At 66.5% G+C, this 22,564-nt stretch carries 19 protein-coding genes and 1 tRNA gene; 12 read left to right on the top strand and 8 right to left on the bottom strand.

From position 1 onward, the window contains the following. Positions 1–48: 48 nt before the first annotated feature. From purD to ASD28_RS16985, 3 genes are all read right to left on the bottom strand, one after another. The gene (gene purD / locus ASD28_RS16975; protein ID WP_056130372.1) at positions 49–1,320 is read right to left on the bottom strand and encodes a phosphoribosylamine--glycine ligase; all 1,272 of its coding nucleotides are present in this window, start codon (positions 1,318–1,320) and stop codon (positions 49–51) included. Positions 1,321–1,336: 16 nt separating this feature from the next. Beyond that, on the bottom strand, positions 1,337–2,062 hold the full coding sequence (locus tag ASD28_RS16980; protein ID WP_056130386.1) for a YebC/PmpR family DNA-binding transcriptional regulator: 726 nt from the start codon (positions 2,060–2,062) through the stop codon (positions 1,337–1,339). Between the two features lie 104 nt (positions 2,063–2,166). Beyond that, positions 2,167–2,937, bottom strand: a complete 771-nt coding sequence (locus ASD28_RS16985) for a DUF2182 domain-containing protein (protein ID WP_056130390.1) — start codon at positions 2,935–2,937, stop codon at positions 2,167–2,169. A gap of 167 nt (positions 2,938–3,104) precedes the next feature. On the opposite strand from ASD28_RS16985, the gene ASD28_RS16990 reads away from it, so the two are divergent. From ASD28_RS16990 to ASD28_RS32465, 4 genes are read left to right on the top strand one after another with little or no spacing between them, the layout of a single operon-like run. Further along, positions 3,105–4,031, top strand: coding sequence for a DMT family transporter (locus tag ASD28_RS16990; RefSeq protein ID WP_056130392.1), 927 nt, complete (start codon positions 3,105–3,107; stop codon positions 4,029–4,031). A 21-nt stretch (positions 4,032–4,052) separates the two neighbouring features. Beyond that, the gene (locus tag ASD28_RS16995) at positions 4,053–4,433 is read left to right on the top strand and encodes a methylglyoxal synthase (RefSeq protein ID WP_056130395.1); all 381 of its coding nucleotides are present in this window, start codon (positions 4,053–4,055) and stop codon (positions 4,431–4,433) included. A gap of 18 nt (positions 4,434–4,451) precedes the next feature. Further along, positions 4,452–5,432 (top strand): quinone oxidoreductase, encoded by a 981-nt coding sequence (locus ASD28_RS17000; protein ID WP_056130398.1) that lies wholly within the window; start codon positions 4,452–4,454, stop codon positions 5,430–5,432. Further along, positions 5,429–5,575 (top strand): hypothetical protein, encoded by a 147-nt coding sequence (locus tag ASD28_RS32465; RefSeq protein WP_200948778.1) that lies wholly within the window; start codon positions 5,429–5,431, stop codon positions 5,573–5,575. The genes ASD28_RS17000 and ASD28_RS32465 overlap by 4 nt, the downstream gene beginning before the upstream one ends. A gap of 103 nt (positions 5,576–5,678) precedes the next feature. On the opposite strand, the gene ASD28_RS17005 is transcribed toward ASD28_RS32465, so the two are convergent. Next, a complete protein-coding gene (locus ASD28_RS17005) occupies positions 5,679–6,317 on the bottom strand; it encodes a DUF4136 domain-containing protein (RefSeq protein WP_056130917.1) in 639 nt (212 codons plus the stop codon). 216 nt (positions 6,318–6,533) lie between these two features. Between ASD28_RS17005 and pepN the strand changes: the two genes are divergently transcribed. The 6 genes from pepN (at position 6,534) to ASD28_RS17035 (ending at position 14,580) form a co-directional block, all read left to right on the top strand. Then, a complete protein-coding gene (pepN, locus tag ASD28_RS17010; RefSeq protein ID WP_056130400.1) occupies positions 6,534–9,185 on the top strand; it encodes an aminopeptidase N in 2,652 nt (883 codons plus the stop codon). Positions 9,186–9,214: 29 nt separating this feature from the next. Then, entirely contained in the window at positions 9,215–10,216 is a 1,002-nt protein-coding gene (locus ASD28_RS17015; RefSeq protein ID WP_056130402.1) for a class 1 fructose-bisphosphatase, read from the top strand. A gap of 178 nt (positions 10,217–10,394) precedes the next feature. Further along, positions 10,395–10,470: transfer RNA gene (locus ASD28_RS17020), tRNA-Thr, on the top strand. A gap of 299 nt (positions 10,471–10,769) precedes the next feature. Further along, the gene (locus tag ASD28_RS17025; protein WP_056130405.1) at positions 10,770–12,302 is read left to right on the top strand and encodes an MBOAT family protein; all 1,533 of its coding nucleotides are present in this window, start codon (positions 10,770–10,772) and stop codon (positions 12,300–12,302) included. Between the two features lie 12 nt (positions 12,303–12,314). Next, positions 12,315–13,586 carry a hypothetical protein gene (locus tag ASD28_RS17030; protein ID WP_056130407.1) on the top strand — a complete coding sequence of 424 codons (1,272 nt, stop codon included), beginning with the start codon at positions 12,315–12,317 and terminating at the stop codon, positions 13,584–13,586. Between the two features lie 226 nt (positions 13,587–13,812). After that, positions 13,813–14,580 carry a hypothetical protein gene (locus tag ASD28_RS17035; RefSeq protein WP_056130410.1) on the top strand — a complete coding sequence of 256 codons (768 nt, stop codon included), beginning with the start codon at positions 13,813–13,815 and terminating at the stop codon, positions 14,578–14,580. 75 nt (positions 14,581–14,655) lie between these two features. Here the strand turns inward: ASD28_RS17035 and ASD28_RS33345 are convergent, their stop codons facing one another. The 4 genes from ASD28_RS33345 to ASD28_RS17055 form a co-directional block, all read right to left on the bottom strand. Next, complete coding sequence (locus ASD28_RS33345; protein WP_082577132.1) at positions 14,656–14,778, bottom strand: PEP-CTERM sorting domain-containing protein; 123 nt, start codon at positions 14,776–14,778, stop codon at positions 14,656–14,658. 162 nt (positions 14,779–14,940) lie between these two features. Beyond that, positions 14,941–18,057, bottom strand: coding sequence for an efflux RND transporter permease subunit (locus tag ASD28_RS17045; RefSeq protein ID WP_056130418.1), 3,117 nt, complete (start codon positions 18,055–18,057; stop codon positions 14,941–14,943). A 10-nt stretch (positions 18,058–18,067) separates the two neighbouring features. Next, positions 18,068–19,201, bottom strand: a complete 1,134-nt coding sequence (locus tag ASD28_RS17050) for an efflux RND transporter periplasmic adaptor subunit (protein ID WP_056130421.1) — start codon at positions 19,199–19,201, stop codon at positions 18,068–18,070. A gap of 5 nt (positions 19,202–19,206) precedes the next feature. Then, positions 19,207–19,557: a DUF3147 family protein gene (locus ASD28_RS17055; RefSeq protein WP_056130424.1), complete on the bottom strand. Its 351-nt coding sequence runs from the start codon at positions 19,555–19,557 to the stop codon at positions 19,207–19,209. Between the two features lie 157 nt (positions 19,558–19,714). Between ASD28_RS17055 and ASD28_RS17060 the strand changes: the two genes are divergently transcribed. Together ASD28_RS17060 and ASD28_RS17065 are read left to right on the top strand one after the other, a co-directional pair. Further along, positions 19,715–21,211, top strand: coding sequence for a DUF1800 domain-containing protein (locus ASD28_RS17060; RefSeq protein WP_056130920.1), 1,497 nt, complete (start codon positions 19,715–19,717; stop codon positions 21,209–21,211). Positions 21,212–21,228: 17 nt separating this feature from the next. After that, entirely contained in the window at positions 21,229–22,461 is a 1,233-nt protein-coding gene (locus tag ASD28_RS17065) for a DUF1501 domain-containing protein (protein ID WP_056130427.1), read from the top strand. Positions 22,462–22,564: the final 103 nt, after the last annotated feature.

Below are 22,564 nucleotides of genomic sequence, written 5' to 3' on the forward strand. Positions count from 1 at the left end.
ACGGAGGCTGCGAGCCTCCGTTTTTCGTTGTTGCGAGACGCTAGGCCATCACGCCTGCTTGATCCCACGCCACCCGATGTCGCGCCGATACTGCGCCCCATTGAAGTGGATCTTCTCGACGGTCTCGTACGCCTGCTTCTGCGCCATCTTGACGCTGTCGCCCAGGCCGACGACGCACAGCACGCGGCCGCCCGACGTCTGCAGCGTGCCGCCCACGATCTGGGTGCCGGCGTGGAAGGTGACGCATTCCGGCGTTTCGGCCGGGATGCCGTCGATGATGTCGCCCTTGGCCGGCGCGTCCGGATAACCGGCCGCCGCCATCACGACGCCCACCGCCGTGCGGCGGTCCCATTCCAGTTCCACCTTGTCCAGGGTGCTGTTGCAGGCGTGTTCCAGCACCGTCACGAAGTCGCTCTTCAGGCGCGTCATGATCGGCTGCGTTTCCGGGTCGCCCATGCGGCAGTTGAATTCGATGACCTTCGGCACGCCGGCCGCGTCGATCATCAGGCCCGCGTACAGGAAACCGCTGTACGGGATGCCATCCTTGGCCATGCCCTGGATGGTCGGGTTGATGATCTCGCGCATCACGCGCGCGTGGATCGACGGCGTGACGACCGGTGCCGGCGAGTATGCGCCCATGCCGCCCGTGTTCGGGCCCTGGTCGTGGTCCTTCAGGCGCTTGTGGTCTTGCGACGTGGCCAGGGCGACGACGTTCTTGCCGTCGCACATGACGATGAAGCTGGCTTCTTCGCCGGCGAGGAATTCCTCGATGACGATGCGTGCGCCCGCGTCGCCGAAGCGGTTGCCCGACAACATGTCGTCGGCCGCCTGGTGTGCTTCTTCCAGGGTCATCGCGACGACGACGCCCTTGCCGGCGGCGAGGCCGTCGGCCTTGATGACGATCGGCGCGCCCTGGGCGTCGATGTAGGCGTGGGCCTGGGCGACGTCGGTGAATGTCTGGTACTGCGCCGTCGGGATGCCGTGGCGGTGCATGAAGGCCTTGGCGAAGTCCTTCGAGCTTTCCAGCTGGGCCGCTTCCCTGGTCGGGCCGAAGACCTTCAGGCCGCGCGCGCGGAACAGGTTGACGATGCCGGCCGCCAGCGGCTGTTCCGGGCCGACCAGCGTCAGGTTGACGTGTTCCGCGACGACGAAGTCGGCCAGCGCGGCCGGGTCGGTGATGTCGATGTTGATCAGGCGCGCATCGCGCGCGGTACCGCCATTGCCCGGTGCGACGTAGACCATCTGGACGCGATCGGATTGGGCCAGTTTCCAGGCCAGGGCATGTTCACGGCCGCCAGAGCCGACTACCAGGATTTTCATGGATTGCTTTCGCTGCTTACTCTTCAATGACTGCGTTCGTATAGACTTCCTGCACGTCGTCCAGGTTTTCCAGGGCGTCGAGCAGTTTCTGCATCTTGAGCGCGTCTTCGCCGGTGAACACCGTCTCGGTGTCCGGCTTCATGATGACTTCGGCGGAATCGGCCTTGAAGCCGGCCTTTTCCAGGGCTTCCTTGACGCCGGCGAAGGCGTTCGGGTCGCACAGCACTTCGAAGCCGCCTTCGTCGTCGGCGATCACGTCGTCGGCACCGGCTTCCAGCGCCGCTTCCATCAGCTTGTCTTCTTCGACGCCGGGTGCGAACAGGAACTGGCCCGTGTGCTTGAACATGAACGCGACGGAGCCTTCGGTCCCCATATTGCCGCCGAATTTGCTGAACGCGTGGCGGACTTCGGCCACGGTGCGCACGCGGTTGTCGGTCATGCAGTCGACGATGATCGCCGCGCCGCCGATGCCATAGCCTTCGTAGCGGATTTCTTCGTAGTTGACGCCTTCCAGGCCGCCCGAACCGCGCTGGACGGCGCGGTTGACGTTATCCTTCGGCATATTGGCGTCGGCCGCTTTTTCGATGGCGAGGCGCAGGCGCGGGTTGGTGTTGGCGTCGCCGCCGCCCATGCGGGCAGCGACGGTGATTTCCTTGATCAGTCGGGTCCAGATCTTGCCGCGCTTGGCATCAGTGGCGGCTTTCTTGTGCTTGATGTTGGCCCATTTGCTGTGTCCAGCCATGTCGAGTCTTCCTTAGACAGGGAACCTCGGCAAACTGCGATTTTCGAGGTCCCGGGTATTGATAATCCTCGACATTTTATCATAGCGCATCCGTCTAAATACTGTCAGGGAAACAACAACGCCGTGCCCAGTCCGACCAGCCCGAGCCCCGTCGCGCACGCCACCACATGCCCGCCGGGCAGCAGTTTTTCGGCGAGGATCAGCGCGATGAGCCCGGCGATGACGGGCAGGTTCAGCACGCCGGCCGGCAGCACGAGCGCGAGCAGCAGCCAGCAGCAGCCCGTGCAATACCGCGCATCCGCGACGCCCATGCGGAACGCGCCCCACATCCCCCGGCGCCAGTGCGTCAGGACGAACGCCAGCGGCGCGCGGCAATTGTCCAGGCAGGCGTGCTTGGCGGGCGTCCACTGGTAGACCCCGGCCGCGACGAGGGCGAGGGCGCCGACCGTCGGGTGCGCGATGGCCATCGTCTCGTCGAGCCCGCCGGCGTCGTGCAGCTGCCAGTCGGCCAGCGTCGCGGCGAGGGCGCAGCACGTCCAGACGAACAGATAGCCCAGCATGAACAGGAACGTGGACGGATAGACCCAGCGCTCGCGCACGAGCCGCTTCACGCGGGCGTACAGCAGCACGGACGGCGCGGCCGCCGGCAGCATCATCGCGGCGATGACGACGGTCCACAGCGCCAGCAGGCGCGCGAGGTCGTCCGCGTGGTACGGCCCGACCCGGAAATGGCCCGCGTTACCCGTCCCCAGCGGCGACAGGCGACCGACGCGAAACAGCAGATACGCCCAGCACAGCGCCGCGAGCAGCACGAGCAGGGTGAGGACGACGGTGCGGTCGGCACCGGGGCGGCCGACGCCGCTGGCGCGGCTCATCGGGCGCGCGCTCCGGCCGGTTGCATCGTTGCGCTGTGTGCCATGGACATCTCCCGAAAAGTTGAGCTGTGATGCGGTTGAGTATCGACAGCGATTGGACCGCACCCGGCCGGCTGCGTTCGGAGGCGTCCTCAGCCGGCTATGCGGATTCCCCGTACAATCGTCGGATGAGTAAAACTGCAGCCGACTTACCTGTTGTACCGACCACACGCCCGGCCGCGCTGGGCGGCCTGGCGATCGCCATCGGCGGTGCCGTTCTGTTCTCCACGAAGGCCATCGTTGCCAAACTGCTGTACCGCTACCACATCGACGCCGTCACATTGATCGCGTTCAGAATGCTGTTCTCGCTTCCGGTGTTTGCGGCCGTGGCGGTGTGGAAGATGCGGACCGAGCCGCCGCTCGCCGTACGCGACCGCTGGCGTCTCGCCGGACTGGGCCTGATCGGCTACTACCTGTCGAGCTACCTCGATTTCCTCGGCCTGCAATACATCTCGGTGGGCCTGGAACGCCTGATCCTGTTCCTCACGCCCACGTTCGTCCTCCTGATCACGGCGCTCGTCTTCAAGCGCCGCATCGGCCGCGCGGAGTGGATCGCGCTGGCGCTGTCGTACTGCGGCATCGTGCTCGTGTTCGCGCACGACCTGAAGGGCGGCGGGGGGAGCACGGTCACGGGCTCGCTGCTGGTGCTCGGTTCGGCGGCGTGCTACGCGGCCTATCTGCTCGGCACGGGCGAGATGGTGCGCCGCATCGGCTCGCTGCGCCTCGTCGCGTACGCGATGTGCGTGTCGAGCGCCGCGTGCATCGCGCAATTCTTCATCCTGCGGCCCGCCAGCATGCTGGTGCAGCCGCTGCCGGTTTACGGGCTCTCGCTCGTGAATGGGATATTCTGTACCATCTTCCCCGTCTTCATGACGATGGCGGCGGTCCAGCGCATCGGTGCGACGACGGCATCCCAGGCCGGCATGATCGGTCCGGTGTCGACGCTGTTCCTGGGCTGGGCGCTGCTGGGAGAACCGATCACGACCGTGCAACTGGCCGGAACGGGCCTGGTGCTGGGCGGGATCTATTTGCTGTCGAAGAAAAAAACACCCTGACAAACCGAAACGGAACGGAACATGAAACCTCGCATCGCCCTGATCGCCCACGACAAGAAAAAAGACGACATGATCGCGCTCGCCGCCGAGTACGTGGATTTCCTGCGCGGCTGCACGCTGTCGGCCACCGGCACCACGGGCGGCCGCCTGATCAACGAGCTGGGCCTGGAAGTGACGCGCATGCATTCCGGTCCCGTCGGCGGCGACCTGCAGATCGGCGCCCAGCTCGTCGAGGGCGAGATCGATTGCGTGATCTTCCTGCGCGACCCGATGACCCCGCAGCCGCACGAACCGGACATCAACGCGCTGGTCCGCGCCTGCGACGTGCACAACATCCCGTGCGCGACGAACGTGGCGAGCGCCCACCTGGTGCTGTCGCAACTGCAGTCGAAGGCCGACTGATTCCCGGGGAGAACGGTCATGACGACGGCAAAGGCGATCCGCTTCGCGCGCACCGGCGGGCCCGAGGTGCTGGAATACGTCGACGTCGAGGTCGGCGATCCCGGCCCCGGTGAGGCGCGCGTGCGCAACCACGCGATCGGCGTGAATTTCATCGACACGTATTTCCGCTCGGGGCTGTATCCGCTCGATCTGCCGAACGGCCTCGGCCAGGAAGCGGCGGGCGTCGTCGAGGCGGTGGGCGAGGGCGTCACGCACGTCAAGCCGGGCGACCGCGTCGCGTACGCGGCCCGTCCGAACGGTGCCTACAGCCAGCTGCGCGTGATGCCGGCCGACGTGCTCGTGCACCTGCCGGACGCCATCTCGTTCGAGACGGGCGCCGCGATGATGCTGCAGGGGCTGACCGTGCAATACCTCCTCAAGCAGACCCATGCCGTGCAGCCGGGCGAGACGATCCTGTTCCACGCGGCGGCCGGCGGCGTCGGGCTGATCGCGTGCCAATGGGCGCGGGCGCTGGGCGTGAACCTCATCGGCACGGTGGGGTCAAACGAGAAAGCGGCGCTGGCGCGGCAGCGTGGGGCGGCGCATGTCATCAACTATCGTGACGAGGATGTCGTGCAGCGCGTACTGGAGATCACGAACGGCGCAAAGGTGCCGGTCGTCTACGATTCGGTCGGCAAGGACATGTTCACGCGCTCGCTGGACTGCCTGCGGCCGCGCGGGCTGATGGTCAGCTTCGGCAATTCGTCGGGGCCGGTGCCGCCGTTCGCGCTGAACGAACTGGCATCGCGCGGCTCGCTGTACATCACGCGGCCCACGCTGCAGTCGTATGCGGCCACGCGCGCGCAGCGGGACGCGATGGCGGCCGACCTGTTCGACGTCGTGGCGAGCGGTAAAGTGAGCATCGACATCCACCAGCGTTTTCCCCTCGCCGACGCGGCCCAGGCCCACATCGCCCTCGAAGGGCGCCGCACGACGGGCAAGACCATTTTGCTGCCATGAGAGAATTTAGCGACGACAACGAACCGCCGATCGATCCGCAACCTGCGGCGGAACCGCACTTCGGGCGCCTGCTCGTGGTGTTGATGCTGGCGGTGCTGCTGATTATCGGGATTACGTTCCTGTCCGAGGCGTATCTCGGCTAAGGTGTCAGCACGTCATTCCCGCGAAAGCGGGAATCCATGCTCCCGAAGTCGCGATTTCTGAGGCTCAGTATGGGTCCCCGCTTTCGCGGGGACGACGGTAGTGTCAGCCGTTCTGCCGCGGCTCCTGCTTCAACTCGATCACGCGCGACCCGCCATTCGGCCCCGGGAACCCCTCGAACGCACTCTGCACGAGGGCCGGCATCACGACCGGCGTCGACATCTGCCGGCTCACGTTACGCACCGTGACGTCGAACAGGCGCTTGCCATCCGCGGCCGACGCGATCGACAGCTGCAACTGGCGGTGGTAGCGGTGTTCTTCCTGCACGTCATAGGCCGGCACCGGACCCCAGAACGGATCGTAGAACGGGCTGTACCAGCCGCCCCAGTAGCGCCGGCGCCAGCCCATGTAGGCGAAGCGGGGCGAGTAGTACGTCGGCGCGAAGGTCGGGTACAGCACCTGCGTGGGCACGTCGATGGTCGAGAAGCGCATCGACACCTTCAGCGCGGGCGACCCCTGCGCCTCGTGGAAGCCGAGGCGGGCGAGCTGGGCGCGCACGAGGTTTTCGTAGCTCTGCAGCTCCAGCGTGTTGTCCTGCGGAGGCGGCGTCTCGAACGCATAGCTCTTGTCGGGCAGCTGGGCGGGCCACTGGTTGAAGGTGGTGACGTCACTGCGGATCGTCGTCGCGCAGCCGCCCAGCAACAGGCTCAGCGATGCGACCGCCGTGATCATGGTACGTTTCATGACGAGCTCCATCTATTCGGTTCCCGATGTGTCGGGTTTCAATTCCTGTAATCGGTCTTGTTCAGGAGACCATATTATTCCTGATGCGTGTTGTACGTCGATACATTTACGCGTGGTTACTACCTGTACATGGCGATACATTCGAAAGGTACGGATCGTGGTGTAAAGCTGTTGGTAAAATAAGCATCCCACCAACGGCTTTGCGGACTCCCGACCATGCGCACCGATACGCCCCAGACTATCTACCGGAAGGATTACACTGCCCCCAGCTACCTGGTCGATACCGTTGAACTCGGCTTCGACCTCGACCCCGCCCGTACCGTCGTCGCCAACCGGATGACGGTGCGCCGCAACCCTGCCAGCGCGCAGCGCGAAATCGAGCTGTACGGCGAAGACATCGAACTGGTGACCTTGCGCCTGAACGGCCGCACGCTGGGCGAGGGCGATTACGTGATCGAAGGCACCCTGCTGCGCATCCCCAACGCCCCGGAAGAAGCGACGCTGGAAATCGAGACCATTTGCGTTCCGGAGAGCAATACTACCCTCAGCGGCCTGTACACGTCCAATGGCAGCTTCTATACGCAGTGCGAAGCCGAAGGTTTTCGTCGGATCACCTACTTTCCAGACCGCCCGGACGTGATGGCGCGCTTCACCGTCATGCTGCGCGCCGACAAGGACAAGTACCCGGTGCTGCTGTCGAACGGTAACCTGATCGAAGAAGGCGACCTCGACAATGGCCGCCACTACGCGCTGTGGGAAGACCCGTTCAAGAAACCGTCGTACCTGTTCGCCCTCGTCGCCGCGCGCCTCGTCTGCCAGGAAGAGAACTTCGAACTGGCCGACGGCCGCACCGCGCTGCTGCAGGTCTGGGTGGAAGAGGGCAATCTCGACAAGACGGACTACGCGATGCAGTCGCTGAAGCACAGCATCCGCTGGGACGAGGAACGCTGGAACCTGGAACTCGACCTGGACCGCTTCATGATCGTCGCCGTGGGCGACTTCAACATGGGCGCGATGGAAAACAAGGGCCTGAACATCTTCAACACGAAGTTCGTGCTGGCCAATCCGCGCGTCGCGACGGACGTCGACTTCCAGGGCATCGAGGCCGTCGTCGGCCACGAATACTTCCACAACTGGACGGGCAACCGCGTCACCTGCCGCGACTGGTTCCAGCTGTCGCTGAAGGAAGGCCTGACCGTGTTCCGCGACCAGGAATTTTCGGCCGACATGATCGGCACGAACACGGGCCGCGCCGTCACCCGCATCGACCAGGTGCGCACCCTGCGCCAGGCCCAGTTTCCGGAAGACGCGGGCCCGATGGCCCACCCGGTCCGCCCCGACTCCTTCGTCGAGATCAATAATTTTTATACCGTCACCGTCTACGAGAAGGGCGCCGAAGTCGTGCGCATGTACCAGACCCTGCTGGGCCGCGACGGCTTCCGCAAGGGCATGGACCTGTACTTCCAGCGCCACGACGAGCAGGCCGTCACGTGCGACGATTTCCGCCTGGCGATGGCCGATGCCAACGGCCGCGACCTGACGCAGTTCGAGCGCTGGTACAGCCAGGCCGGCACGCCGGTCGTGCAGGCCGAGACGCGTTGGGACGAGCAGGCGCAGACGTACACGCTGCGCTTGATCCAGTCGTGCCCGTCGACGCCGGGCCAGCCGGAAAAGCTGCCGTTCCACATCCCGGTCGCCGTCGGACTGCTGGGCCGCGACGGCCGCGACCTGCCGCTGACCGTGGATGGCAAGAACCTCGGCACGACGGCCGTGCTGGAGCTGACGGACAGCGACCAGACCTTCGTCTTCACGGGCGTGACGGAACAGCCGACGCCGTCGATCCTGCGCGACTTTTCCGCGCCGGTGATCCTGAAGCATGGCTACAGCGACGCCGAACTGGTGCACCTGTTCAGCCACGACAGCGACTCCGTCAACCGCTGGGAAGCGGGCCAGCGCCTCGCGATGAGCCGCCTGCTGAAGCTGACCGGGCAGGTGGCCGGCGCCGGCGTCGACCGGCTCGACCTGGACGACACGTTCATCGACGCCATGCGCAAGATCCTCGTGGACGACACGCTCGATCCGTCCTTCCGCGAGCAGGCGCTGCTGCTGCCGACGGAATCGATGATCGCCGACCAGCTGGACGTCGTCGACCCGCTCGCCATCCACCTGGCGCGCCAGTTCGTCCGCGCCGACATCGGCGCGCGCCTGCGCACAGAGCTGCTGGCCCAGTACGACGCCAACCAGACGCCGGGCGAGTACAGCCCGGATGCCGGGTCGATCGGCAAGCGCGCCCTGAAGAACCTCGCGCTGGCCTATTTGAATGCCGCGCCGGACGAGGCGAGCCTGGCCCTCGCGCAGAAACAGTTCGACGGCGCAACGAACATGACGGACCGCGTGGCCGCGCTGTCGGCCCTCGTGCATGCGCGCGCGCCCGCGGCGGCGGATGCGCTGCAACGCTTCTACGACGAATTCCAGGGTGAAGCGCTGGTCGTGGACAAATGGTTCGCGATGCAGGCCGCAGCCCCGACCACGGACGTCGCTCGCGTACGCGAATTGATGACGCACAAGGCCTTCACCTTGAGGAACCCGAACCGTGCGCGCAGCCTGGTGTCTACCTTCTGTGCCGGCAATGCGATGGGCTTCCACGCGCCGGACGGCAGCGGCTACGGCTTCTGGGCCGAGCAGGTGATCGCGCTGGACGCGCTGAACCCGCAGGTCGCCAGCCGCCTGGCCCGCGCGATGGACCGCTGGCGCCGCTACACGCCGGACCTGCAGGCCCACATGAAGCGGGCGCTGCAGCAGGTCGCGGGGCAAGCGAAGCTGTCGAACGACGTGCGCGAAGTGGTCAGCAAGGCCCTCGCCAACTAAGAATTCATTTACATAACCAAAGGAAGTCCATGAAACGTGTCAGCCTGACGCAATACCTCGTCGAGGAACAGCGTCTCCACAACAATATCCCGGCATCGCTGCGCCTCCTGATCGAGGTGGTGGCCCGCGCCTGCAAGACCATTTCCCACTCGGTCGGCAAGGGTGCGCTCGGCGACATCCTCGGCAGCGCGAACACGGAAAACATCCAGGGCGAGGTGCAGAAGAAGCTCGACGTGATCTCCAACGAGATCCTGCTCGAAGCCAATGAATGGGGCGGCCACCTGGCGGCGATGGCATCGGAAGAAATGGAATCCATCCACCCGATCCCGAACCGCTATCCGATGGGCGAATACATGCTGCTGTTCGATCCGCTGGACGGCTCGTCGAACATCGACGTCAACGTTTCCATCGGCACCATCTTCTCCGTGCTGAAGGCACCGGAAGGCATGACGGCCCCGACCGAAGCCGACTTCATGCAACCGGGCAGCCAGCAGGTCGCGGCCGGCTATGCCGTGTACGGCCCGCAGACGATGCTGGTGCTGACCACGGGCGCGGGCGTCAACTGCTTCACCCTGGACCGCGAGATGGGTTCGTGGGTGCTCACGCAGAAGGACCTGCAGATCCCGGAAGAGACGAAGGAATTCGCCATCAACATGTCGAACCAGCGCCACTGGTATCCGCCCGTCACGCGCTATGTCGACGAAATGTTGGCCGGCAAAACCGGTCCGCGCGGCAAGGATTTCAATATGCGCTGGATCGCCTCGATGGTGGCCGACGTGCACCGCATCCTGAACCGCGGCGGCATCTTCATGTACCCGGCCGACCAGCGCGATCCGTCGCAGCCGGGCAAGCTGCGCCTGATGTACGAAGCGAACCCGATGGCGTTCATCGTCGAGCAGGCGGGTGGCGCCGCGACGGACGGCCGCCAGCGCATCCTCGACATCGCGCCGCAGAAACTGCACCAGCGCGTGCCCGTGTTCCTGGGCTCGAAGAGCGAGGTGGAGCGCGTGACGAGCTACCACCAGGAATAATTTTCAGCGTGTTCGCATAAAATTGCCGAGTCGGACTAGCAAGTTTGGGAAGTTGTTGTTAGAATGCGGGCTCCTTCGCGCTGCAGCTCATCTGATGAGCGAAGCACGCGAGACCTCGGGTCGCCAACAGTCTGATGGCAGGTAGCACGGACACAGGTTAAACGGTTGTTCCGGTTTAGCCGCTGTAGCTCAGTCGGTAGAGCAGCGCATTCGTAATGCGAAGGTCACCAGTTCGATTCCGGTCAGCGGCACCAACACAGTGAGAAGGGCCACCCAAGCGGGTGGCCCTTTTTGCTTTTGGTTCTAGTCATAAATTCTTCCCTGCATCCTCCTCTCGGGCCGGTTCGCGCCTCTTCTTGTTGTCGTCATGCTGAAAATTGCGTCTAAAACAAATGGTCGGCGCAAGAAATGATGTTATATTTGCAGGATTGTTAAGTATTTTGTGCGTCTTTTTTGGTGAATTTTGCTATTGTTACTACAACGGTTTTCCTGTGGTAACGCGCATGGACCGGCATCCGCTCTCCGTGCGGTAACCCAGCCCCGACCGGTCGCCATGCTCTTCAATTCCTTCACCTTCCTGTTCCTGTTCCTGCCTGTCACCGCCATCGGCTACTTCCTGCTGGCACGCCGGAGCCACGTCCAGGCTGCCGGTTGGCTGGCGCTCGCGTCGCTGACGTTCTATGGCTGGTGGAGCTATTACTACATTCCGCTGCTGCTGGGCTCCATCGTCTTCAACTACTGGATGGGGCAGCGCATCGGGCATGCGGCCGGTCCCGCGCGCAAGCGGTGGCTGACGGCGGCCGTGGCCACCGACCTGGGCCTGCTCGCCTATTACAAATACGCCGACTTCTTCATCTCGGGCGCGAACTGGCTGGCTCACGCCGACATCCCGCTGCTGCACGTCGTGCTGCCGATCGGTATTTCCTTCTTCACGTTCACCCAGATCGCCTATCTCGTCGACACCTACCAGGGCAAGGTCAAGGAAGCGCGCTTCCTGCACTACGTGCTGTTCATCACCTATTTCCCGCACCTGATCGCGGGCCCCGTGCTGCACCACGCGGAGATGATGCCGCAGTTCGACAAGCCTGCCAGCTACCGCTTTTCGTTCCAGGACTTCGCGGTCGGCCTCAGCATTTTCGCGATCGGCCTCGCCAAGAAAGTCCTCATCGCGGACAACCTGGCGCCGCATGCCAACTTCCTGTTCGACATGGCGGACATCTTCTCGCTCGCGAACGCGTGGGGCGGCGTGCTGGCGTATGCGTTCCAGCTGTACTTCGACTTTTCCGGCTACTCCGACATGGCGATCGGCATCTCGCTGATGTTCGGCATCCGCCTGCCGCTGAACTTCGATTCGCCCTATAAAGCCGCCAATATCGTCGATTTCTGGCGCCGCTGGCACATGACCCTGTCGCGCTTCCTGCGCGACTACCTGTACGTGCCGCTGGGCGGCAACCGCAAGGGGCCCGTGCGCCGCTACGTCAACCTGCTGGCGACGATGCTGCTGGGCGGCCTGTGGCATGGCGCCGGCATGAACTTCGTCATCTGGGGCGCGCTGCACGGGATCTACCTCGTCATCAACCACGGCTGGAACGCGGTGGCGGACAGGCTGCGCCTGCCGCGCGGCCGCGCCTGGGCCGTGTTCAGCTGGGCGCTGACGTTCGCGGCCGTGTGCGTGGCGTGGGTGTTCTTCCGCGCCACCAGCTTCGACAAGGCGATGACGATCCTGCACGGCATGGCCGGCCTGGACGGCATCGGCCTGCCGGCGTCGATCGGCCAGCAGCTCGGACCGCTGAAGGCGCTGCTCGAGCAATGGGGCGTGACGTTCTACCTCGGCGGCGGGTCGCGCTTCATCGAGACGTGGCAATGGGTCGTCATCGGCGGCTTCATCGCGTTCTGCCTGCCCAATACCCAGCAGATCATGGGCCGCTACGAGGCGGCGCTCGGCACGATGGCCGGGCCGCGGCTGGCCGCCCGCTGGCAGCTCTGGCAGCCGTCGCGGCGCTGGAGCTTCTACATCGGGGCGATCCTGCTCGGCAGCCTGCTGTCGCTCAGCCGCCCCGCCGAATTCCTGTATTTCCAGTTCTGATGCGGGGCGCCCATGGAACAGATCCGAGGCTATGACGACGACACCGGGGTGATAGCCGGCGCGGCCGCGGTACAACCCCAGGCGTCCTACCGGCGCTTTACCGCGTGGTGCGGCGCGGTCGTCGGCGCCGGCGTGCTGCTGGTCACGGGCTTCGTGGCCGTCATCGACCCGTACCACCTGTACGGGTTCGTCGACAGTCCGGCACTGAACCATGTGAAGCCGCTGCCGGAACAATACCGCGAGCAGATCAAGCTGGCCCAGGCCGCGGCCGTGCGGCCCGACCTGATCCTGCTGGGGAATTCGCGCGTCGAAGTCGGCCTCGATCCGGACAGCCCGCAGGTGAGCGCGCATGGCCGCACGGCCTACAATATGGGGCTGTCGGGCACGAGCCTGACCGTCTCCGAGCGCATGTACGCGCGACTGCGCGGGAGCGCCGCGCCGGCCGCGATGGCCGTGATCGGCGTCGAGTTCCTGGACTTCCTCGTCAAGCCGGACGAGGCCCCGGCCCCGCCTGCGTCCGGCGCACCGTTGCCGTGGCAATGGCGGTTCGATATGCTGTTCTCGATCAAGTCCGTGTCCGACGCGCTGCGCACCGTGCGCCTGCAGAAGGCGGCGGATCCGGAAACCATGACGGGGCGCGGCCAGACGCCGCTGCGCAACTACAATCAGTTCGCGCGCCAGGAAGGTTATTACGCGATCTTCCAGCAAAAGGCCGGGGACAACGCGAAAAACCTCGTGCGCAAGCCGCACAACCTGTTCGTTGCTGGCACGAACCGTTCGGAAAGCATCGATCGCCTGCGCACGCTGCTGGACACGATGGCGCGCGACCGCACCGAGGTGCACCTGGTGATCTACCCGTACCACGCGCAGCTGATGGCCATGTTCGAGGAAGCGGGCCTGCAATCCACGATGGACGACTGGAGGCAGTTGCTGGTGCGCGAGGCGGACGCCGTGCGCGCCCGCTATCCGAATGCCCGCATCGACGTGTGGGACTTCAGCGGCTATGGCGGCATGCGCTGCGAACGCATCCCCGCCCCCGGCGACACGCGCACGGCGACGCGCTGGTACTGGGAAGCCGGCCATTTCAAGTCGGCCCTGGGCGAGCGCATCCTGCAGCGCGTCCTCGGCGGCGAAACGGCGTTCGGCTTCCGCCTCGGCGCGGACACCTTGGCCGCCAACCGCCAGCGCATCGCCGCCGAGCGCGCGCAATGCGCCGGTGACTATCCGCAAGTCTTTGCCGGTGCGCGCGACCTGGTCGCGAACGCCCGCGCGTCCGCGCCCTGAGCGTCCCGCTCGCTTCCGTCCTGCGCTTTGTTATGCAGCGCACAGTCCGGATCGACTAAAAGTTATATTTTTTTTATTGAGACACCGCATTGCGTCGGTGTCGCTCCGACATCGCGCTTGGGCGCGACGTGAAGGACCGCCTATCGGTCGAACTTTTGAACGGATGCACGGTCAAGAAGATCGGTTATCTCCGCATTGGTCAAAAATCTTACAAGAGGAATTCATCATGGATAATCAGAAGTCGAGCGAAGCAAAAGGCAGCAACCTGGGTTTGGGCAACCAGGGCAAGGACAGCAACCTGCCGAACGCCAGCGGCTCGGGCAATATGGGCAGCACGGCCGGTTCGGGCAGCCTGAACAAGAGCAGCCAGCAGAACCAGGGCAAGGATCAGCAGAGCTCGACAACCGGCAGCAGCACCGGCGGCGCCACCGCGTCCAGCTCCGGCGCCGTGGGCGGCACCAGCAATGCCGGCAACGCATCGTCGTCGGGTCCGGGTTCCATGGGGTCGATGAGCGCCTCGGGCTCCAGCGCCAGCGGTACGAACTCGAGCATCGGCGGCAGCTCGCTGGGTTCGAGCGGCAGCGGCAGCCAGAACAGCCAGAGCACCGGCGCCGCCACCGGCTCGGGTGTGGGTGGCGATTCGAAGGACCTGGGTGCGCAAGTGAATGCCCGCGCACAGGGCCTGCACGAGTCGATCGACAAGGCCGCCGACGCCGCGAAGCCGATGGTCGACAAGGCCGTCAACAGCGTGCAGCCGGTCGTCGACCGCCTGGCATCCAGCGCCCACGCCGGCGTCGACAAGCTGCAGGGCGTGCTGAGCGGCGCCTCGCTGAACCTGGGCCAGCGCCAGCAACAGCTGACCGACGCCTACGGCCAGTGGAAGGAAGCCAGCTTCGAGTACGTGCGCCAGAAACCGGGCACCGCCATCGCCATCGCCGCGGCCGCCGGCTTCGTGCTGGCCAAGCTGCTGGGTGGCCGCAACCGCGACTATTAATTACACCGTCGTTCCCGTGCAATTACGCCGTCGTTCTCGCGCAAGCGGGAATCCATGCTGAGTGTCCTATCAAGCTCAGTATGGGTTCCCGCCTCCGCGGGAACGACGGAAGAAGGCCGCAAGCACCAACAACCCACCCCCCAACATCATCCACGCCCCCGGCTCCGGCACGGGCGGCGCCGGCGTGATGGTCAGCATCGTCCCCGTGGAAGTCGTAGAAGCCGCGGTATTCGAAGTCCCACGCCGACGGTGCGGCGTGGGCGGCAGTGCACAGCAGCAGGGCACCGCCCAGCAGGATTGGGATCTTCATCGCGCAAGCCTGGACCGATGGCGCCGCCTGCGGCGCCACCTTGCCTGCGTTCATTTCACCACGGTTTCCCGGCTCGGCACCGGCGGATGCGAATGCCGCCGCAGCCGCTTCGCCTGGCGTCCGAACCAGTGCTCGATGTCGTCGACATACGTGAACACGGCCGGCACCACCAGCAGGCTCAGCAAGGTCGACGTGATCAGGCCGCCGATCACCGCGACCGCCATCGGCGAGCGGAAGCTCGGATCGCCCGACAGGCCCAGCGCCAGCGGCAGCATGCCGGCGCCCATCGCGATCGTCGTCATGACGATCGGGCGGCTCCGCTTGTGGCAGGCGTCGACGAGCGCGTCGAAGCGGTTCATGCCGGCCTTGCGCGCGAGGATCGCGTAGTCGACGAGCAGGATCGAGTTCTTCGTCACGATCCCCATCAGCATGATCAGGCCGATCATCGTCGGCATCGACAGCGCGTTACGCGTGAGCAGCAGCGCGACGAACGCGCCGCCGATCGACAGCGGCAGCGCCGCGAGGATCGTCACCGGCTGCAGGAAGTCCGTGAACAGCAGCACCAGCACGCCGTAGATGCACAGCACGCCGATCAGCATCGCGAGGCCGAAGCTGGCGAACAGGTTCTGCATCTCCTGCGCGTCGCCCAGTTCCGCGATCGACACGTTCGGCGGCAGGTTCTTCAGCGCGGGCAGGGCGCGCGCTTCCGCGTTCACCTCGCCCAGCGAGCGGCCATTGAGCTCCACTTCCAGCGTCACGTTGCGGCTGCGGTTCAGGCGGTCGATCTGCGCCGGGCCGCTTTCCATCGTGATGGTCGCCACGTTCGCCAGCAGCACGGGGCCGTTCTTGCCGGGCACCGTCAGGCGGCCGATGGCGTCGAGGTCCGCGCGCACCGTGTCCGGCAGTTTCACGCGGATGGGTACCTGGCGCTCCGACACGTTCATCTTCGACAGCACCTGGTCGTAGTCGCCGGCGGTGGCCACGCGCACGGTCTCGCCGATGCTGGCGGCCGTCACGCCCAGGTCCGCGGCGCGCGCAAAATCGGGACGCACGATGATCTCCGGGCGCACGAGCGACGCGCTGGAACTGACGTTGCCGACGCCGTGCAGCGTGCGCAGTTCGCGCTCGGCGCGGCGGGCGGCGGCCGTCAGCGCGACCGGATCCTCGCTGCGCAGCACGAGCTGCATCTTGACGCCCGTGTCGGGCGGGCCGACCGTGAAGCGGGCGCCGGGGACGTCGGCCAGGCGCGCGCGCAGCGCCGATTCGACGGCCGACAGCTTCTCCTTGCGGTCCGCGCGCGCGACGGTGGTCACCGTCAGCACGGCGCGCCGCGCTTCGGCCGCCGCGCCGGGCGCGAACGCGTCGCCGCTGGAACCGCCGCCGATGGAGCTGAACACGCCCTTGACGTTCGGCGTGCCCATCGCCACCTGGCGCACGCGCTCCGCGACGGCGCGTGTCTCCGCCAGCGTGGAGCCGGGCGGCAGCTCGACGTTGATCTGCGTTTGCGAGCGGTCGGCGGGCGGCACGAAACCGGTCGGCAGCAGCGGCACGAGCGAGATCGAGCCGACGAAGAACAGCGCGGCCGCGATCATCGTCAGGCCGCGGTGGCGCAGGCACCACTGCATCGTGCGCATGTAGCGGCGCATGATCGCGCCGTCGCGCTCTTCCGCGTGCGGCAGCGGTTTCAGGAGATACGCGGCCATCATCGGCGTCAGCAGGCGCGCGACGAGCAGCGACGCGAGGATCGCCAGCACGGCCGTCCAGCCGAACTGCTTGAAGAACTTGCCGGGGATGCCGCTCATGAACGCGGTCGGCAGGAACACGGCGACGAGCGAGAATGTCGTCGCGATCACGGCCATGCCGATTTCGTCGGCCGCTTCCAGCGCGGCCTGCATCGGCGTTTTCCCCATGCGCAGGTGACGCGAGATGTTCTCGATCTCGACGATCGCATCGTCCACGAGCACGCCGACGACGAGCGCCAGCGACAGCAGCGTGACCATGTTCAGCGTGTAGCCGAACAGGTACTGGCCGAGGAACGCGGGAATTACGGACAGCGGCAGCGCGGCCGCCGCGACGAGCGTCGCGCGCCAGTCGCGCAGGAACCACCACACGACGAGCACCGCGAGCACGGCGCCTTCGTACAGCATTTCCATCGACGCGTCGAAGTTGTCCTCGACGGGCGCCGCGTTGTCGATCGTTTCGCGCAGCACGACGTTGCCGTGCTTTTGCTGCAGCTCGGCGACCGCCTTGCGCACGCCGTTCGCGACGTCCATCTCGCCGGCGCCGCGCGTGCGGAAGATTTCGAAGGCGACGACCGGCTTGCCGTCCTGCTCCGCGATGGCGCGCGGTTCCGCGACCGTGTCGGATACCGCCGCGATCTCGTCCAGGCGCACGTGGCGGCCGTCCGGCAGCGGGATCTCCATGCGCGCCAGTTCCTGCGCCGTCTGCACGGTCGCCAGGGTGCGCACGGATTGCTCGGCGCCGCTGACGTCCCCGCGGCCGCCCGGTTCCTCGCGCTGCACGTTGCGCAGCAGGCGCGAGACGTCCAGCGCCGACACGCGCAGCGCGGCCATCTTTTGATCGTCGAGCTCCACGCGCACTTCGCGGTAGACGCCACCCACGCGCTTGACCGCGCCCACGCCCGGCACGCTGAGCAGGCGCTTGGACACCGTGTTGTCGACGAACCAGCTCAGGTCGGGCGCATCGAGCGCCGGCTTGCCGTGCGCGTCGGCCGCCTGCGCCGTGAACGTGAGCACGACGCGGCCCGCGGTCGTCGTCTTCGTCACGCTCGGGTCGCGCATCTCCGCGGGCAGGTCGGCGCGCACGCGCGAGACGGCGTCGCGCACGTCGTTGACGGCGTCCGACAGGTCTTTCTCGAGGATGAACTCGACGGTGATCGTGGCCACGCCGTCCAGCACGCGCGCATAGATGTTCTTGACGCCCTGGAGTGTAGCGACCGAGTCCTCGATCTTGCGCGCCACCTCCGTCTCCAGCTGCGCCGGCGCGGCGCCGTCGAGCGTCGCGACGACGGTGACGATGGGCAGTTCGATGTCCGGGAAGTCCTGCACCTTGTTCGCCTTGAACGCCAGCACGCCGGCGAACGTGAGGAGGGCGAACAGCATGATCGCCGGGATCGGATTGCGGATCGAGAGCGCGGAAAAATTCATGACCGTGCCCTCAACGCGCCGCCAGCGCAGGCACGTTGCGTACCAGGTCGCCGTCGTTGAGGAAGCCGGCGCCGCTCGTGACGACCAGCGCGTCCGCGGGCAGGCCGTCCGTCACTTCGACGCGGTCGCCGAGGCGGCGGCCCGTCGTGACTTTCAACTGGCTCACGCGGCCGTCCGCATTCAGGCGGAATACGTACGCGAAGCCGTCGCGAACGGCGACGGCCTGCTGCGGCACCGTCAGCGCGGGAGATTCCCCCAGCGCGAACTGGCCGCTGGCGAACATGCCGGCCTTCAGCGGCGCATTGGCCGACAGCGCCGGCGGCAGGTCGACGTAGACGAGGGCGACGCGGCTCTGCGCATCGACGGTCGGCGCGACGGTGCGCACGCGGCCCTGCACCTTCGTGCCGCCGGCCGCCTGCACGACGGCCTTCTGGCCCGGCTTGACGCGCGGGAGCTCGGCGGCCGTCACCTCGGCGCGCCATTCCAGGCGGCCCTGGCGGATCATGCGGAACATCTCCGCGCCCACGCCGGCGACGGCGCCCACGGTGGCGTTGCGCGCGGAAATCACGCCGGCATCCGGCGCCACGACCTTCGTGTACTTCAGGCGCAGCTGTTGCTGGGCCAGCGTCGCCTTCGCCGATGCGACGCGCGCGGCGGCCGTGCGCTCGGTCGTCATGTATTGCGTGATCTGCTGTTCGCTGAGCGCGCCCGAGCTTTGCAGGGCGCGCGCCCGCTTCGCATCGGCGCGGGCGGCGGACGCATTCGCCTCCGCTTCCTGGAGGGCGGCTTTCGCTTGCGCGACGTCCGCCTCGACCGGCGCCGAATCGAACACGGCGAGCACCTCGCCCTTCTTGACGACGTCGCCCACGTTGACCTTCACCTCCTGCAAGCGCAGGCCGTTCGACTCGCTGCCGATCACCGCTTCCTGCCACGCGGCGACGTTGCCGTTGGCGGCGAAGCTGAGCGGCAGGCGTGACTGCTCCGGCTTCGCCGTCGTGACGGTCAGCGCGGGGCGCGGCGCCGCCGCCTTCTTGTCGTCGGCGGCATTGCTGGAGACGAGGACGCCCACGGTGCTGGCCAGGATGGCGGCGATGGAGACGGCGAGGGCGGGCCGGGACATGCGGCGGAGTTGGGCGGGAGTCATGGCGTTCAAAGTAGATGGATGCCGAAGCGTTTCAGCAGAAGGGCGAACAGGAGCAGGCTGGCCACCGTGATCGCGACCCCGGCGCCCAGCGCGGGCCAGAAGCCGAAGCGGGCCAGCAGCCAGGGGAAGGCGGCGAACATGGGGAGCGTCGGTACGACGTACCACAGCGTGTACCACGCGTGATTGGCGATCTTTTCCTCGGGCTGGCGCTCGACGTGCAGCCAGATCAGGGTCAGCACGGTCACGAGCGGCAGGGACGCGACCAGGCCCCCGAGGCGATCGGAGCGCGCGGCAGCTTCCGACACCAGGACGACGACGGCGGCGGTGATGAGGTATTTCAGCACGATCCAGAGCATGGCGAAACCAGAAGTCAAACTGCGACAGTGTAACAAAGCACACTCGAGGACGCCTGTTCCGTATGGTCCCGGCTGTCATGTTCCGTTACAAATCCTTACCACTGAAACGTCGCGTCGATATTCCCGCTCATCCATTCGCGGTTAAATGGCGGTCAACATGAAGCTCAACACGATCCGACGCGCATCGCTTGCCCTGCTGGCCGCCGCCTTGATGGCGACGAATGCCGCATCGGCCGCTGATGCCGCGTCTGCTCCGGATGTACAGGCGCTGCACGTGCTGAACCGCCTCGCATACGGACCGCGTCCCGGCGACGTCGAGCGCGTGGCGCAGATGGGCGTGCAGCGCTGGATCGACCAGCAGCTGCACCCGGAGACGATCCCGCTGCCGGCCGACCTGAACGCACGCCTGGCCGCACTGGACACCGTGAATCGCAGCGCGGGCGCATCGCTGGCCGAGTTCCTGGAACTGCGGCGCGACGTGCGGATGGACGACGCGGGGGCGAAACAGCGCCGGCGCGAGGCCGGGATGCGCGTGGCGCGCCAGGCCGCGGAAGCCCGGCTGCTGCGCGCCGTCGAGAGCCCGCGCCAGCTGGAAGAGGTCATGGTCGACTTCTGGTACAACCATTTCAACGTCTTCGCCGGCAAGGGCATGGCCCGCGCGCTGGTGACGAGCTACGAACGCGACGCGATCCGCCCGTACGCGCTGGGTTCCTTCCGTGCGCTGCTGGGCGCGACGGCGAAGCATCCGGCGATGCTGTTCTACCTCGATAACGTCGTGTCGTCGGCGCCGCGCCCGGATGCGAAGGGAAAAGCGCGTGGCCTGAACGAGAACTATGCGCGCGAGCTGATGGAGCTGCACACGCTGGGCGCGGACGGCGGTTACACGCAGCGCGACGTGACGGAGCTGGCGCGCATGCTGACCGGGTGGACGTTCGACCAGAAGCGTCTCGCGCGCACGGGCGAGACATTCCGTTTCGACGCCGGCCGCCACGATGCCGGCGCCAAGACGTGGCTGGGCCGCGCGATCGCGCCCGCCGGCGAGCAGGAAGGGGAGTTTGCGCTGGACGTGCTGGCCATGCATCCCGCCACGGCGCGCCACGTGAGCCGCGAACTGGCGCAGTACTTCGTCAGCGACGAGCCGCCACCAAGCCTCGTCGACCGCATGGCGGCCACGTGGCAGGCGTCGCAGGGCGATATCCGCGCCGTGCTGGCGACGCTGTTCGCGAGCCCCGAATTCATGGACGCGGGGAGCGTCGGCGCGAAGTTCAAGACGCCTTACCAGTACGTGGTCTCGGCCCTGCGGGCAAGCGGTGTGCAGGTGGCGAACGTGGGGCCGCTCGTGAACACGATGAACCAGTTGGGCATGCCGTTGTACGGCTGCCAGACGCCGGACGGGTACAAGAACACGCAGGACGCGTGGCTGAACCCGGACGCGCTGACGCGGCGCATCGCCTTCGCGAGCGCGCTGGCGGGCGGCAGGCTGCCGCTGGCGACGGTGCCGGCCGATGCGCCGGCGGGGCCCCTCGATCCGGCCCGGCTGCAGGCGACGCTGGCCGGATCGATCTCGCCGCGCACGCTGGGCATCGTCCAGCGCAACCCGGACAACCTGCGGGCCGCCATGCTGCTCGGTAGCCCCGATTTCATGCAGCGCTGATTCCATCGGAGGATCTCATGCGACGCAGGCATTTTCTCAACGCGGTGGGCGCCGGCCTCCTGCTGCCTGTCGGCCGCGGCGCCTGGGCCGTGAGCGCAGCGGCCGCCGGCCCCACGAACAGGAAGCTCGTCGTCGTGATGCTGCGCGGCGCCGTCGACGGCCTGAACGTCGTGGCGCCCGTCGGCGACGAGAACTATCTGCGCCTGCGGCCCACGATCGGCCTCGCGGCACCCGGGATGGAGGGCGGGGCGCTGGACCTGGACGGCTACTTCGGCCTGCACCCCGCGCTGGCCAGCCTGCAGCCGCTGTGGGCCGCGCGCAAGCTCGCGTTCGTGCACGCCAGCGGTTCGCCGGACGCGACGCGTTCCCACTTCGACGCGCAGGACTACATGGAATCCGCGACGCCGGGCCGCAAGGACACGCCGGACGGCTGGATGAACCGTCTCGTGGCCGCGCTGCCCGGCCCGCAGTCGCCGAGCAGGCTGCTGGGCATCGGCCCCGTGCTGCCGCGCATCCTGTCCGGCCAGGCCGCGGCCGTGAACCTGCCGAACGTCGCCGCCGCCGCGCGCGCTGACCTGCTCGATCGGCCGGCCGTCAAGGCCGCGTTCGACGAGCTGTATGCGAACCACCCCCGCTTCGGGCGCGCGTACGCGGACGGGCGCGCGGCCCACCGCGAAGTCATGGACGCCCTTGAGAGTCGCGAGATGCTGGCGGCCGACCGCGGCGCGCCGCTGCCGAACGGTTTCCCCGACGATGCCGCCCGCCTGGCGGGCCTGATGCGCAACGACCCGAAGATCCAGCTGGCGTTCGTCGCGCTGGGCGGCTGGGACACGCACGCGAACCAGGGCGGCGCGACCGGCCAGCTCGCGAACCGTCTCGCACCGCTGGGGCAGGGCCTGGCCGTGCTGGCCGAGCGCCTTGGTCCATTGTTCGACGACACGGTGGTCGTCGTGATGTCGGAATTCGGCCGCACGGCACGCGAGAACGGCAACGGCGGCACCGATCACGGCCACGGCAATGCGATGTGGGTCATGGGCGGCAAGGTGCGTGGCGGCAGGGTTTATGGTGACTGGGAAGGCGTCGGCGATGCGAAACTGAACGAGGGCCGCGATTTACCGGTCTTTACCGACTTTCGTTCGGTGTTAGCGCAAATATCGGAAGAACATTTAATGTTAGGCGATAAGCGTCTGGAACAGGTCTTTCCCGCAATGCCGCAAAAACGTGCTGGATTCCGTATCGTTGGTGCATAAGTCTCTACTCTAGAGGCCGCCCTCTACATATAGTAGTTCTACCGTATTGCGGTGCACAAAAATTAGGACTATAGTTGTACCTGTCTCCTCCAGTTTTTCTCCG

It is taken from the genome of Massilia sp. Root133 (assembly GCF_001426525.1).
GTDB classification, from domain to species: domain Bacteria; phylum Pseudomonadota; class Gammaproteobacteria; order Burkholderiales; family Burkholderiaceae_D; genus Telluria; species Telluria orientalis.

Bases quoted from the DNA above. Each gene is read 5' to 3' on its own strand.
- ASD28_RS17000 (WP_056130398.1), top strand. From the start codon at position 4,452: ATGACGACGGCAAAGGCGATCCGCTTCGCGCGCACCGGCGGGCCCGAG.
- ASD28_RS17005 (WP_056130917.1), bottom strand. From the start codon at position 6,317: ATGAAACGTACCATGATCACGGCGGTCGCATCGCTGAGCCTGTTGCTG.
- ASD28_RS17060 (WP_056130920.1), top strand. From the start codon at position 19,715: ATGAAGCTCAACACGATCCGACGCGCATCGCTTGCCCTGCTGGCCGCC.
- purD (WP_056130372.1), bottom strand. From the start codon at position 1,320: ATGAAAATCCTGGTAGTCGGCTCTGGCGGCCGTGAACATGCCCTGGCC.
- ASD28_RS17015 (WP_056130402.1), top strand. From the start codon at position 9,215: ATGAAACGTGTCAGCCTGACGCAATACCTCGTCGAGGAACAGCGTCTC.
- pepN (WP_056130400.1), top strand. From the start codon at position 6,534: ATGCGCACCGATACGCCCCAGACTATCTACCGGAAGGATTACACTGCC.
- ASD28_RS17050 (WP_056130421.1), bottom strand. From the start codon at position 19,201: ATGACTCCCGCCCAACTCCGCCGCATGTCCCGGCCCGCCCTCGCCGTC.
- ASD28_RS17035 (WP_056130410.1), top strand. From the start codon at position 13,813: ATGGATAATCAGAAGTCGAGCGAAGCAAAAGGCAGCAACCTGGGTTTG.
- ASD28_RS17030 (WP_056130407.1), top strand. From the start codon at position 12,315: ATGGAACAGATCCGAGGCTATGACGACGACACCGGGGTGATAGCCGGC.
- ASD28_RS32465 (WP_200948778.1), top strand. From the start codon at position 5,429: ATGAGAGAATTTAGCGACGACAACGAACCGCCGATCGATCCGCAACCT.
- ASD28_RS17055 (WP_056130424.1), bottom strand. From the start codon at position 19,557: ATGCTCTGGATCGTGCTGAAATACCTCATCACCGCCGCCGTCGTCGTC.
- ASD28_RS16980 (WP_056130386.1), bottom strand. From the start codon at position 2,062: ATGGCTGGACACAGCAAATGGGCCAACATCAAGCACAAGAAAGCCGCC.
- ASD28_RS16995 (WP_056130395.1), top strand. From the start codon at position 4,053: ATGAAACCTCGCATCGCCCTGATCGCCCACGACAAGAAAAAAGACGAC.
- ASD28_RS16985 (WP_056130390.1), bottom strand. From the start codon at position 2,937: ATGAGCCGCGCCAGCGGCGTCGGCCGCCCCGGTGCCGACCGCACCGTC.
- ASD28_RS16990 (WP_056130392.1), top strand. From the start codon at position 3,105: ATGAGTAAAACTGCAGCCGACTTACCTGTTGTACCGACCACACGCCCG.
- ASD28_RS17025 (WP_056130405.1), top strand. From the start codon at position 10,770: ATGCTCTTCAATTCCTTCACCTTCCTGTTCCTGTTCCTGCCTGTCACC.
- ASD28_RS17045 (WP_056130418.1), bottom strand. From the start codon at position 18,057: ATGAATTTTTCCGCGCTCTCGATCCGCAATCCGATCCCGGCGATCATG.
- ASD28_RS17065 (WP_056130427.1), top strand. From the start codon at position 21,229: ATGCGACGCAGGCATTTTCTCAACGCGGTGGGCGCCGGCCTCCTGCTG.
- ASD28_RS33345 (WP_082577132.1), bottom strand. From the start codon at position 14,778: ATGCTGACCATCACGCCGGCGCCGCCCGTGCCGGAGCCGGGGGCGTGG.